The sequence below is a fragment of the Streptomyces sp. G7(2002) genome, from assembly GCF_028870195.1.
GTDB lineage: Bacteria > Actinomycetota > Actinomycetes > Streptomycetales > Streptomycetaceae > Streptomyces > Streptomyces nigrescens.
The window spans coordinates 4967384-4980015 of sequence record NZ_CP102609.1 but is presented as its reverse complement, the minus strand read 5'-3'; the positions used below and the strand labels follow the sequence as shown (position 1 = coordinate 4980015).

General features: G+C 69.4%; 13 protein-coding genes and 1 tRNA gene. 9 read left to right on the top strand and 5 right to left on the bottom strand.

Translation table 11 applies throughout. The annotated features are described in order from the left end of the window. Positions 1–49 precede the first annotated feature (49 nt). Together NUT86_RS20950 and NUT86_RS20945 are read right to left on the bottom strand one after the other, a co-directional pair. The gene (locus NUT86_RS20950; RefSeq protein WP_274736990.1) at positions 50–1537 is read right to left on the bottom strand and encodes a serine/threonine-protein kinase; all 1488 of its coding nucleotides are present in this window, start codon (positions 1535–1537) and stop codon (positions 50–52) included. Between the two features lie 41 nt (positions 1538–1578). Further along, entirely contained in the window at positions 1579–2127 is a 549-nt protein-coding gene (locus tag NUT86_RS20945; protein ID WP_018092082.1) for a helix-turn-helix domain-containing protein, read from the bottom strand. 127 nt (positions 2128–2254) lie between these two features. On the opposite strand from NUT86_RS20945, the gene NUT86_RS20940 reads away from it, so the two are divergent. Further along, positions 2255–2327, top strand: a tRNA-Ala gene (locus NUT86_RS20940). Between the two features lie 171 nt (positions 2328–2498). On the opposite strand, the gene NUT86_RS20935 is transcribed toward NUT86_RS20940, so the two are convergent. Then, positions 2499–3209, bottom strand: a complete 711-nt coding sequence (locus NUT86_RS20935; RefSeq protein ID WP_159487395.1) for a DUF5324 family protein — start codon at positions 3207–3209, stop codon at positions 2499–2501. A 319-nt stretch (positions 3210–3528) separates the two neighbouring features. Here NUT86_RS20935 and NUT86_RS20930 point away from each other — a divergent pair, with 319 nt between their 5' ends. Beyond that, positions 3529–4056, top strand: coding sequence for a peptidylprolyl isomerase (locus NUT86_RS20930; protein WP_018092080.1), 528 nt, complete (start codon positions 3529–3531; stop codon positions 4054–4056). Between the two features lie 150 nt (positions 4057–4206). Continuing rightward, positions 4207–5124, top strand: coding sequence for a rhomboid family intramembrane serine protease (locus tag NUT86_RS20925; protein ID WP_026170057.1), 918 nt, complete (start codon positions 4207–4209; stop codon positions 5122–5124). Between the two features lie 235 nt (positions 5125–5359). On the opposite strand, the gene crgA is transcribed toward NUT86_RS20925, so the two are convergent. Continuing rightward, positions 5360–5614, bottom strand: coding sequence for a cell division protein CrgA (gene crgA, locus NUT86_RS20920; RefSeq protein ID WP_018092078.1), 255 nt, complete (start codon positions 5612–5614; stop codon positions 5360–5362). A 180-nt stretch (positions 5615–5794) separates the two neighbouring features. Here crgA and NUT86_RS20915 point away from each other — a divergent pair, with 180 nt between their 5' ends. The 6 genes from NUT86_RS20915 to NUT86_RS20890 all read left to right on the top strand — a co-directional run bounded on the left by NUT86_RS20915 (position 5795) and on the right by NUT86_RS20890 (position 10462). After that, positions 5795–6565, top strand: coding sequence for a DUF881 domain-containing protein (locus NUT86_RS20915; protein ID WP_018092077.1), 771 nt, complete (start codon positions 5795–5797; stop codon positions 6563–6565). Between the two features lie 37 nt (positions 6566–6602). Next, on the top strand, positions 6603–7325 hold the full coding sequence (locus tag NUT86_RS20910; RefSeq protein WP_018092076.1) for a class E sortase: 723 nt from the start codon (positions 6603–6605) through the stop codon (positions 7323–7325). An 81-nt stretch (positions 7326–7406) separates the two neighbouring features. Further along, positions 7407–7580 carry a hypothetical protein gene (locus NUT86_RS20905; RefSeq protein ID WP_018092075.1) on the top strand — a complete coding sequence of 58 codons (174 nt, stop codon included), beginning with the start codon at positions 7407–7409 and terminating at the stop codon, positions 7578–7580. Further along, on the top strand, positions 7577–8233 hold the full coding sequence (locus NUT86_RS20900) for an aminodeoxychorismate/anthranilate synthase component II (protein ID WP_159487401.1): 657 nt from the start codon (positions 7577–7579) through the stop codon (positions 8231–8233). Before NUT86_RS20905 ends, NUT86_RS20900 begins: the two co-directional genes overlap by 4 nt. Then, positions 8230–9696, top strand: a complete 1467-nt coding sequence (locus NUT86_RS20895; protein WP_274736982.1) for a class E sortase — start codon at positions 8230–8232, stop codon at positions 9694–9696. Before NUT86_RS20900 ends, NUT86_RS20895 begins: the two co-directional genes overlap by 4 nt. Before the next feature lie 25 nt (positions 9697–9721). After that, positions 9722–10462 (top strand): class E sortase, encoded by a 741-nt coding sequence (locus NUT86_RS20890; protein ID WP_159487403.1) that lies wholly within the window; start codon positions 9722–9724, stop codon positions 10460–10462. A gap of 78 nt (positions 10463–10540) precedes the next feature. Here the strand turns inward: NUT86_RS20890 and pknB are convergent, their stop codons facing one another. Beyond that, the gene (gene pknB, locus NUT86_RS20885) at positions 10541–12535 is read right to left on the bottom strand and encodes a Stk1 family PASTA domain-containing Ser/Thr kinase (protein WP_159487405.1); all 1995 of its coding nucleotides are present in this window, start codon (positions 12533–12535) and stop codon (positions 10541–10543) included. Positions 12536–12632 lie beyond the last annotated feature (97 nt).

Here is a 12632-nt window from a genome sequence, read left to right as displayed (position 1 = left end):
CGAGTGCCGTCCCGGCCCCACTGCCGGCCACCGGCCCCGTGGTGGGGCGTCAGGCGGCGATCAGCGCCCAGACACCGACCGCGATGCACAGCAACGCCACGATCAGCACCGGGACCGCGACCTTCGGGGGCGGTCCCGGCTTTCTGCGCGGGGCGGGGTACGCCATGGCCGGAACGGTGACGGAGATGCCCGCCGGGGGCTGTCCGGGGACCGGGAGCGGGCCCGCCGTGTACGGGCGGGTCGCGGACCGTTCCGGGTGGGCGGCGGCGGTCGGCTCGTACGCGGGCGCCGGCGGCGGGGGCGGCGTCGTCGGTATGCCGGACGAGGCGGGCGGCCCGGCCGGGGTGCCATGGCCGGTGGGCGTACCGCCGTGGTGGGGGAAGGCGCCGCCGTGGCCTGTGAGGCTTGCGCCGTGGCCGGTGGAGGGGGCGCCGTGGCCCGTGGGCGTGCTGCCGTGGCCCGTCGAGGTGCTGCCCGGCACCGCCCCCGGCATCGGGGTGGGCGTGGGCGTCGGGGCCGGTGTCGCCGGGGTGCTCGGCTCCGGCGGGGCGAGCTGGAAGCTGCCGGTGTCCGACATGGAGACCTGCCCGGTGGCCCCGGTGGCCCCGGTGCCTGCGGTGGCGCCGGCCGTCGCGGGTCCCGCGGTATTCCTGGGACGCAGCGGCCCGTCCGGCCCGAAGTCGGCCGGCAGCGGCCCTATATGGTCGAAGACCTCGACGATCTCTTCCTCGATCGTCGCGTCCGGCAGCAGCTCGACCGCCGACAGCATCGCCTTACGCGCCCCGGTGGCCGTCTTGAACCGCGCCTCCGGATCCGGGTGGACCAGGGACGCCAGCACCTGCCACAGCGGCTCCGGGACGCCCTCGGGCGCGTTCGGGATGCCGTGCTCGGAGAAGTGCCGGCTCATCGCCTCGCCGTCCGGCTTGGTGCCGGTGATCAGATAGAGCGCGACCAGACCGACCGCGAACAGATCGGCGGGGAAGTCCGGTTCGGCGCCCAGCAGCTGCTCCGGAGCGAAGTAACCGGGCGTGCCCACCACGTAGTTGGTCTCGGTGAGCCGTGGCTCGCCCTTGCGCATCGCGATGCCGAAGTCGGACAGCCGCAGATGCGGCCGTCCGGTGCCGGTGGCCTCCAGCAGGATGTTCGCGGGCTTGATGTCGCGGTGCACCACCCCCTCCGCGTGCACCGCGGTCAGCCCGGCCAGCAGCTGGTCCAGCAGCGTGCACACGAACCGCGGCGGCAGCGGGCCGTAATCCCCAATCAGATGCGCCAGCGAGCCGCCGTTCACCAGATCCATGGTGAACAGCACCTTGTCGTCGTCCGCGGCCCAGCTCGCCGGGGCCAGCACATGCGGATGGTCGATCCGCAGTGCCTGTTCGCGGACGAAGCGCAGCAGTGTGTGCGCGTCGCTCTGTTGCAGCACCTTGGCGGCAACGTAGCGGCGGCGCCGGGCGTCCCAGGCGCGCCAGACCGCGCCCACCCCGCCCCGTCCGATCGGGTCGATCAGCTCATACCGACCGGCGAAGATCTCACCCATTGCGCCCCGTCCGCCTTCTGAACTCGCAAGGTCCCCTGTGGCTAACTCTGGTGCGCCTCGTAATGGGCGACCGCGTCCGCGGTGCGACCGGCACCGTAGACCCGGAGGAACTCTGCCAGTTCGGGGTGAGCCGGGGCGAGGGTGTTCGCCGCATCGATGATGTCTCCGGCGTCGGCGACCGACCGCAGCAGCGACTGGATCTCCCGCACCACGCGCCGGACCGTGGTCGCCCCCGTCGACGACGTCTGCTGCGCGGTGTTGTTCAGCACCGAGCCGCCCGCCGTCTTCTTGATCTCCTCCATGCGGTCGGTGGCCTCGGCTGCGCTGACGCTGCCGTCGGCGACCTGGCCGGCCAGGTCCTGCAGCGCCTGCACCCGCTGCACCACGGCCGGGTTGCCTATCTTCGCGCGCTGCCCGCTCATCAGCTGGGACAGCATGGGGGCGGACAGACCGAGCACGCCGGCCAGCCGGGCCTGGTTCAGGCCGAGATCGTCGATGAGACGGCGGAACAGCGCACCCAGAGGCTCCCCGTACCAACTGCGCTGCAGCTCCCGGGCCCGCGCGGTGGCTTCCTGCTGTGCTGAGTCCATACCGTCTCCCCTGTCTCCCCGATCGCTTCGCTGCCGCGAATCTCGCGAAGCATCCTACGGAGAGCAACGGTGTGCGGCGATACCCGGTCGGGAAAGCGGCCGGACACCGGGTACCCTGGTCGGCGAAGGGGCCTTAGCTCAGTTGGTAGAGCGCTGTCTTTGCATGGCAGATGTCAGGGGTTCGACTCCCCTAGGCTCCACTCCCGAAAGCCCTTCCGATCGGCGTAACCGCTGGTCAGAAGGGCTTTTGAGTTTCTGACGGAGTGTTGGGGCATGTGCTCGGCGCCGTCGGCCGTACGCGACCGGGCCGGGCCCGCCGCCCCTCGCTGGGATGACGGGCCCGGCCCGGTGAGGTTTCCGCTGCTCCGCTGTCAGGCCGTGTTGCCGCCGCGTTCATCGGCCTCGGCCTGCTTGGCCTGGACGTCGGGGTCCAGCGAGGCGCCCTCGCTGCCGTCGACCGCGCTCAGCCGGCCGCGCTCGCTGACCTCGGTAGGAGCCGGCGGCTCGACCAGCCAGTCCGGGTTGGCCTGCTTGTCCCACCACTTCCAGGCGGCGATCGCACCGCCGGCCAGGATGCCCAGCACGGTGAGGCGCTTGGCGAGCTTGCCGCACTTGGCCCGCCGGCTGTGCTTCTTCTGGAGCTTGGCGATCTCGGCGGCCGTCACCTGGCCGCGGAGGGCGGCGAGCGCGGCGGTACCGCGGGCGAGGGCCTCGTCGCGCACCGGCTCGGCCGCGGCGCGGGCGTGGGTCACCGCGTGCTCCAGCCGCGGTGCCGTGTAGTCGGCCGCCTGGCGGGCCGCCTTACGGGTCCGGCAGGCAGCGCGGGTCGCCGCGGCGTCCACCTTGGGCGGCAGCGTGCCACGGGCGTGCTCGATACGTGGGTGCAGATGCGCGTCGTACTGCACACGTGCCTGATGAGCGGCCTCGGCCACCTTGGGAGCCGCTCGCGTGCGGGCCTCGTGAGCGAAGTGCGCGGCGGCTTCCTTGGCCGTACCGGCATACGGAGCCACCACCTCCGCGGCGTGCCGCACGCTGTCCTTGGCCGTATCGGTCGCGGCGCGCACGCTCTTCTTGCGGGTCACGGGATCCTCCTCCTCGGTGGCGTGTCCGGGGCTTGGGGGTTGGTCCCCCGTGTCTTCTCTGTCGCCTGTCCACCCGTTTGGAGATCATGCCCGCTCATGCGTCGCACGGCATGTGCGAGCGGGCATCCGGGTCATTGCGGACCTTCCGGAGTCTTGTTGACGACAATGCCACGATTTGCCGCTCCGGGCGCAGGAAATGCGCACGAAAACCGTCAAGAGGTGCGGTCGGGACGGCGCGCACATGCGGCGAGGAGGCCTTCGGAGGGCCGGTCCATGCGAGGATCAGGAACCGTCAGTGAAGACTTATGGAAGGTAGATCGTGGCTGAGCAGCTCTACGCCACCCTGAAGACGAACCAGGGCGACATCGAGATTCGGCTCCTGCCGAACCATGCACCGAAGACGGTCAAGAACTTCGTCGAGCTCGCCAACGGCGAGCGGGAGTGGACCCACCCGGCGACCGGCAAGAAGTCCACGGACCGGCTGTACGACGGCACGGTCTTCCACCGGGTGATCAGCGGTTTCATGATCCAGGGTGGCGACCCGCTGGGCAACGGCACCGGCGGCCCCGGCTACGAGTTCGGGGACGAGTTCCACCCCGACCTGGCCTTCAACAAGCCGTACCTGCTGGCCATGGCCAACGCCGGCCCGGGCACCAACGGCTCGCAGTTCTTCATCACCGTCGGGGCCACCGCGTGGCTGACCGGCAAGCACACCATCTTCGGTGAGGTCAGCAACGAGGCGAGCAAGAAGGTCGTCGACGCCATCGCCACCACCCAGACCAACCCGCGCACCGACCGTCCGCTCCAGGACGTCGTGATCGAGTCGGTGGCCATCGAGACCCGCTGACCCGCGTCGTGCGCCCCGGCCGGGTCCGGGGAACCATTGCGCCCCGCCCGGTCGTACATCAGGCGGGGCGCGACGCTCGTCCACGGGGCGAAGGCGGGCGGAAACGGCGAAGTGCTGACGCGCCGGACGGAGAAGGGGACGAGGGGACGGATGGACCAGGTGCCAGGCAGCCCGAAGGAGCCGCAGGACGCGCGGGGTGACGATGGCCTGCCGGGCTGCCACCGCCACCCGGATCGCTCCACCGGAATTCGCTGCACCCGCTGTGACCGGCCCATATGCCCGGAGTGCATGGTCAGCGCCTCGGTCGGCTTCCAGTGCCCGGACTGCGTACGCAGCGGTGGCGGCACCGGTCATGCGCCGCAGGCCGCCGCGCCGCGCACGATCGCGGGCGGCACGATTGCCGCCGATCCGCGGCTGATCACCAAGATCCTGCTGGGCATCAACGCCGCCGTGTTCGTCGCCGTGCTGGCGACCGGCGGCGACATGAGCCCACTGGCCAGCCGGCTCGAACTACTCGGGCTCGCCGCCGACCCGAGCCGGTTTCAGCTCGTCGGTGTCGCCGAGGGCGAGTGGTACCGCCTGCTGACCTCGATGTTCCTGCACCAGGCGATCGCGCACTTCGCGTTCAACATGCTCTCGCTGTGGTGGCTGGGACCGCCGCTGGAGGCGGCGCTCGGCCGGCTGCGGTTCATCGCGCTCTACCTGCTCGCCGGTCTGGGCGGCAGCGCCCTGTCGTATCTCCTCGCCGCGCAGAACCAGCCCTCGCTGGGTGCGTCCGGCGCGATCTTCGGGCTGCTCGGCGCGACGGCGGTGCTCCTGCGGCGGCTGAATTACGACATGAAGCCGGTGCTGATCCTGCTCGGCCTCAACCTGGCCTTCACGTTCCTGTGGCCGCACATCGCCTGGCAGGCCCATGTCGGCGGCCTGGTGGTGGGCGCCGCGGTGGCGTTCGGGATGGTGCATGCGCCGCGTGACCGGCGGACGCTGGTGCACAGCGCGACCTGTGTGGTGGCGCTGCTGGCGATCATCGCGGTGGTGTGGGTACGGACCCTTCAGCTGGTGGGCTGAGGGTCCGTACCGTCACGTTGTCCACAGTGCGTGGCCGATCTTGTGCATGCTGTGCGGAACTCTCGTTCCGGTCCGCTCCGACCTGCGTTTCCCCAGTAAGGAAAGGGGGAGCAGGAGGCCGGAAGAGGGTGCCGCCGATCACACCGGCGTCAACCTCCGGAGGGTTATCCACAGATCTTCTGAAGTTTTCCCCGGCTGTGGATAACCGTGTGGATGGCCTTGGGCAGGGCTTGCGCTACTTCCACTGGGTGGATACGCCGAAGCCCACCGCGATGAAGCCGAAGCCGCACACGATGTTCCAGTTGCCCATGGCCGCGATCGGCAGATCGCCCTCGGACACGTAGAACATCACGATCCACACCAGCCCGATCAGGAACATCGCCAACATCAGTGGCGCCACCCAACCGCGGCCTGAGCTCATCTTCAGGTTGGTGGTCTTCGCCGGCGGCGGCGTGAAGTCGTCCTTCTTGCGGATCCGTGACTTCGGCACGAGGAACTCTCCTGTCGATGCGCTGCTCCCCCGCTCTCGGCTTCGCTCGAGCGGGCGGTGCCCCATCCGCGGGGGAGGTACGAGATGTGCGCCTGGGCGCGGATGCGGTGGGGAGCGGATTCCTTTCCCGGGCGTCCGTTAGCGTAGTGCTTCCGTGGCGCCGTAAGGAGTAAGGGTACGTTGAGCAATTCCGCTGACTCCCCCGACCGCCCCACCCGATCCCGCCTGCGGCCCGTACGGCTCCTCACTCTGGTCGTGTTCGCGCTCGCCGGGCTGCTCTTCTGGCTGAGCTTCGACACCGCGCGTGGCACGAATCTGCGCTCGGACGACTCGATGCTGCGGCTGTCCGACCTCATCCAGGAACGCAGCCACAAAAACGGTGCCCAAGACGACCGTAACGCCACTCTCCGGGAAGAGGTCGACGCTCTCGCGCAGCGCGACAACGGCAGCTCCCGGGCCGAGGACGCCAAGCTCAAGGCGCTGGAGAAGAACGCCGGCACCAAGCCGCTGAAGGGCCAGGGCGTGACGGTCACGCTCACCGACGCCCCGCCGAACGCCACCGCCAAGATCCCCGGGGTGCCCGAGCCCCAGCCCAACGACCTGGTCATCCACCAGCAGGACCTGCAGGCCGTGGTGAACGCCCTGTGGCACGGCGGCGCCAAGGGCATCAAGGTCATGGACCAGCGGCTGATCTCCACCAGCGCGGTGCGCTGTGTCGGCAACACCCTGATCCTCCAGGGCCGGGTCTACTCCCCGCCGTACAAGGTCACCGCCGTCGGCAACCGCGAGGCCCTCACCAACGCGCTGACCGCTGCCCCGGCCATCCAGAACTATCTCCAGTACGTGAACGCCTACGGCCTGGGCTGGAAGGTCGACCAGCACGAGGCGGTGACTCTTCCCGGCTACTCCGGCACAGTGGAACTCCACTACGCACATCCTGTGAAGCCGTAGCCCGCACGCCGCGGGCGCCGGGGAGGGACGGGGCCGGATGACGCTGCGGGGCCGGACGACGGTGCGGTGGATCGTACGGACGCTCAGCGAGATCTGCGTCACCGTCGGCGCACTGATCGTGCTCTTCGTGGCCTACGTCCTCTTCTGGACCGGCGTACGGGCCGACAGCGCCATGGATGGCGAGATCGGCAGGCTCCAACACCAGTGGGCCACGGGCCCGGTCACCGCCCCCGACAGCACACCGGCCCCCGACGGCGACTCCGCCCCGGCCGAGCGGCCCCGCCGCTACACCCCGGGCGCTTCCTTCGCCGTCATGTACATCCCGCGCCTGGGCAGCGACTGGACCAAGCCCGTCCTGGAAGGCACCGCGACCGATGTCCTCAAGCGCGGCCTCGGCCATTACGCCCGCACCGCCCGCCTCGGCGAGACCGGCAACTTCTCCGTCGCCGGTCACCGCCGCACCTATGGCGACCCCTTCAAGGACTTCCCGCGGCTGCGCCCCGGCGACGCCGTGGTGCTGACCGACGGCACGACCTGGTTCACCTACCGCATCGACAACCGGCCCTATACGACGCTGCCCGGTGACATCGGGGTGATCGACCCCGTACCGCGGAAGTCCGGATTCAACGGCCCCGGGCGCTATCTCACGCTGACCACCTGCGAGCCGGAATGGGGCCACAGCCACCGGCTGATCGCCTGGGCACACCTCGATTCCACCCAACCCGTGGCACAGGGAAGGCCATCGGCTTTGACCGGCTGACCCACCTGGGCCCGCCCTCGCCCCTTACTCTGGTGTCGCAATCGACATCGTCATCGGCATCGGCAAGGGGACAGCGACAGCATGTACGGCTGGATCTGGCGGCATCTGCCGGGCAACACATGGGTGAAAGCGCTGATTTCCCTGGTGCTCGTCCTGGCGGTCGTCTTCGTACTCTTCCAGTACGTCTTTCCGTGGGCGGAGCCGCTGCTCCCCTTCAATGACGTCACTGTCGATGAAGGGATGGCCGCCCGATGACCGCACGGATTCTCGTCGTCGACAACTACGACAGCTTCGTCTTCAACCTCGTCCAGTACCTCTACCAACTCGGCGCCGAATGTGAGGTGCTGCGCAACGACGAGGTCGAGCCGCGGCATGCCCAGGACGGCTTCGACGGGGTGCTGCTGTCGCCCGGACCCGGCACACCCGAGCAGGCCGGCGTCTGCGTCGACATGGTCCGGCACTGCGCGGACACCGGCGTCCCGGTCTTCGGCGTCTGCCTGGGCATGCAGTCGATGGCGGTCGCGTACGGCGGCGTGGTGGACCGCGCCCCCGAGCTGCTGCACGGCAAGACCTCGCCGGTCCACCACGAGGACGTCGGCGTCTTCTCCGGGCTGCCGTCCCCCTTCACCGCCACCCGCTATCACTCCCTGGCGGTCGAGCCGGACACCGTCCCCGACGAACTGATCGTCACGTCCTGGACGGAGGCCGAGGACGTCCCCGGCGGACGGATCGTCATGGGCCTGCGGCACCGCGAACTCCTCGTCGAGGGCGTCCAGTTCCACCCCGAGTCGGTCCTGACGGAGTGGGGCCACCGGATGCTGGCCAACTGGCTCGTCGAATGCGGCGACAAGGGGGCAGTGGAGCGCTCCACGGGGCTGGCCCCGGTGGTCGGCAAGGCCGGCGGGTGACCGCTCTGCGCCCCGAACGTGAAGGGAGAGCCTACGAGCCGGACGAGCCGGAGCGGTCCTACGCTCCGCAGGACCCGTACGTGCAGCCCGATGCGTTCGAGGCGGCGGTGGAGCAGCTGGCCGACCCGCTGACCGATCCGCTGCCGGGCCAGGTGCCACCGGCACCCGCGCCCGCGCCGGATCCCTACGGGCAGCCGGGCCGCGGTCGCCGGCGGGGCAAACCGGCTCAGGAGGGCGGGAGACAGGGCTCACCGTGGTTCCGCCCGCATCTGGAGCCCGAAGAGCAGTCCCGGCCGGGCCGGCAGTCCTACGGCTCTCAGACGGCCGCCTACGGCCAGGCACACGGCTCCGGCCCCGCTCCCCACCCCGCCACCGCCGATCCGATATCTCAGCGCGGTACCGCCCCGGAGACACCGGCGTCGCCCGCCCCCACCCCCGCTCCGCGGGTGAGCCCGACTCCGGCCGTGAGCCCCGCTCCGGCAGCGGCCACGGGCCCCGCGTCGTGGCGGGACGACGAGACCATGGCGCTGCGGCAGGCCGAGAAGCGCGACGGGGACAGCGTTTCACGTGAAACCGAGGCGACGGTTTCACGTGAAACCGCGGCAGTGGACCCGGCGCCCGGAGGCCGAGCGGCCCGGCGCAAGGCTGCTCAGGAGGCCGCCAAGCGGGGCGGCAGGCGTGGACGCCACAGTGGCGCCGCCGCGACGGCCGCCGCTGCCACCGTCTCCGAACCGGCGCCCGCCCCCATGTCCCGGCTGGAGGCCCGGCAGGCCGCACGAGCCGCCAAGGACAGCCCCAGCCTGATCGCCAGCCGCGCGCTGGGCGAGGCCTTCATCACCCTCGGCGTGCTGATGCTGCTGTTCGTCACCTATCAGCTCTGGTGGACGAACGTGATGGCGGAACAGGAGGCGGGCGGTGCCGCCAACAATCTGCAGAGCGAATGGGACAAGGGCGGCGGCGAGAAGAAGAATCTCGCGGACGGCGAGCGCTTCGGGATCATGTATATCCCCAAGCTGGATGTGAAGGCGCCGATAGCCGAGGGGATCGACAAGCACAAAGTGCTGGACCACGGCATGATCGGTCACTACGACAAGAACAGCGGGATCAAGACGGCGATGCCCTGGGACAAGAAGGGCAACTTCGCGGTGGCGGCCCATCGCAACACTCATGGTGAGCCGTTCCGCTACGTCAACCGTCTCACCAAGGGCGACAAGATCATCGTTGAGACGAAGAGCTCGTACTACACGTACGAGATGGAGAGCATCCTCCCGCAGACGTCTCCGAGCAACACCAGCGTGATCGGTCCGGTGCCGCCCGGCTCGGGATTCACCGGCCCCGGCCGCTACATCACCCTGACGACCTGCACCCCGGAGTTCACCAGTACCTTTCGGATGATCGTCTGGGGCAAGATGGTCGACGAGCGGCCGCGGAGCAAGGGCAAACCGGATGCGCTCGCCGGCTGAGCAAACATAAGAGGGGTGCTACGCGGTGACTGCCACCGGAAACGACGAGGCATGCGACCGGTCCGCGCCGCCACTCAAGCCGCGCCGTGTGCGCCGGGCCATCGCCTCCACCGTCAGCGTCATCGGGGAGCTGCTGATCACGGTCGGGCTGATCCTGGGCCTCTTCGTCGCCTACTCGCTGTGGTGGACCAACGTCCTCGCCGACCGCGAAGCGCACAAGCAGGGTGACCAGGTGCGTCAGCACTGGGCGAGCAGCGGGCCCAAGGGGCCGGGGGAGCTGGACACCAAGGACGGCATCGGCTTTCTGCACGTCCCGGCGATGAACAACGGCGAAGTGCTGGTCGAGAAGGGCACCGACGCCGACATCCTCAACGAGGGCGTGGCCGGCTACTACACCAAGCCGGTCAAGTCGGGGCTGCCCAAGGACAAGAAGGGCAACTTCACGCTCGCCGCCCACCGCGACGGCCACGGCGCGAAGTTCCACAACATCGACAAGCTCAAGGACGGCGACCCGATCGTCTTCGAGACCAAGGACACCTGGTACGTCTACAAGGTCTTCGCGACCCTGCCCGAGACCTCGAAGTACAACGTGGACGTCCTCGACGACATCCCCAAGGAATCCGGCAAGCGCAAGGCGGGCCGCTACATCACCCTCACGACCTGCACCCCGGTCTACACCTCGAACTACCGCTACGTCGTCTGGGGCGAGCTGGAGCGCACCGAAAAGGTCGACGCGGACCGCACACCCCCGAAGGAACTCCGCTAGCGGACAGCAGGAAGCCCCGGCGCCCTTGGAGGGCTGCCGGGGCTTCCTGCTTGCCTCGCCGAAGCGACCGCTGCTCTGCTAGCCGAACGGTCCGCCGATGAAGCCGCCGCCGTCGTCGCCCCCGTTGCCGCCATTGCCGTTGCCGCCGCCACCGATGGTGGTCAGCGTCACGGTGGTGGTCTTGGGGTCGGACGGTGTCTGCGGCTGCGGGTCCTGGGCGGCCACGCGGGCGTTGTCGTCCTGCGAGCCGCCGGCGAACTGGATGTTGGTGAAGCCGGCCTGCTGCAGCGCCTTCTTCGCCTCCTTCACCGTCTGGCCGACGACACTCGGAACCGGTGTCTGGGCCCCCGCCTTACCGACCGTGAGGGTCACAGTGGAACCCTCCTTGGCCGGGGTGTTGCCATCGGGGCTCTGGCTGAGCACCTTGCCGACCTGGTTCGGGTCGGTGACTTCCTGTTCGGTCTTGCTGACCTCGAAGCCCAGGTCGTCCAGCTGCTTCTTGGCCGTCTCGAAGTCCTGTCCCGTGACGGGCGGGACGTTCCGCTTGGGCGACTCCTGGGCGACGGTGAGGACGATCACTGTGCTCTTGGGCGCCTCGCTCTGGCCTGCGGGGTTCTGCTTGAGCACGATGCCCGGCGTCCGGTCGGACTCCTCAGGGACCTTCTTGACGTTCTTGAAGCCCTTGCGTTCGAGGCGGTCACGAGCACTTTCGAACGCGAGGTCCTCCACGTCCGGAACGGTGACCTTGACGGCGCCCGTGCACATGGTCACGTCGACCGTGTCATTCTTGTCGATCGTCTTGCCGGCCTCCGGGGACTGCTCGGTGACCTGGCCCTTCTTGACGTTGTCGCAGGCCTTGCGACCGGCCTCGGAGACCTTGAAGCCGCCGTTCCGTCCGGAGTCCTTCGCTTCGGCGCGGGTCTTGCCGACGAGGTCGGGCACCGACACCTTGCCGTCAGTATTGCTGCTGGTGAACATCGCCTTGCCGATGAAGATCGCACCGACCAGGACGAGGACGGCCGCAAGCACCAGCAGGATCGTCGAGGTGTTGCTCTTCTTCTGGCCGCCGCCGCGGCGGCGGTCGCCGCGGTCGTCGTAGCCGTAGCCCCCGTCGTCCGCGTTCATCGGCGGAAGCATGGAGGTCTGGCCGGCCGGATCCTGCGGACGCAGCATGGTGGTCGGCTGGTCCTGGTCGTAGCCGGCCGCGCCCATGGCGGAGGCCGCCGCGACCGGCTGGCCGTCCAGCGCCGCCTCGATGTCGGCACGCATCTCGTCGGCCGACTGATAGCGGTAGTCCGGGTCCTTGACCAGCGCCTTCAGGACGATGGCGTCCATCTCCGGCGTGATCTCGGGGTCGAAGTTGCTCGGCTTCTGCGGCTCCTCGCGGACATGCTGATAGGCCACCGCGACCGGTGAGTCACCGACGAACGGCGGCCGTACCGTGAGCAGCTCGTAGAGCAGACAGCCGGTGGAGTACAGGTCGGAGCGGGCGTCGACCTGCTCGCCCTTGGCCTGCTCGGGCGAGAGGTACTGGGCCGTGCCGATGACCGCCGCGGTCTGCGTCATCGTCATCCCGGCATCGCCCATGGCGCGGGCGATGCCGAAGTCCATGACCTTGACCTGGCCGGTGCGCGTCAGCATGACGTTGGCCGGTTTGATGTCGCGGTGGACGATGCCGGCCCGGTGGGAGTACTCCAGCGCCTGGAGGACACCGGTGGTCATCTCCAGCGAGCGCTCGGGCAGCAGCTTTCTTCCGGAGTGCAGCAGCTCACGGAGCGTGGAGCCGTCGACGTACTCCATGACGATGTACGGGATCGAGACACCGTCGACGTAGTCCTCGCCGGTGTCGTAGACCGCGACGATCGACGGATGGTTCAGCGAGGCGGCCGACTGGGCCTCACGGCGGAACCGGGCCTGGAAGGACGGGTCACGGGCGAGGTCCACCCGCAGCGTCTTCACAGCTACGGTGCGGCCCAGGCGGGTGTCATGCGCGAGGTACACCTCGGCCATGCCACCGCGGCCGAGCACCGAGCCCAGCTCGTACCGGCCGCCGAGGCGACGCGGCTCTTCCATAAGCTTCTCCAGCCCTCTCCGTCAGTCCCGACCGCACCGGTGTGTGGTCCGGCGGTGTGCTGTCCGGGCATACCGTACCCGCCACGCCGTACCGGAC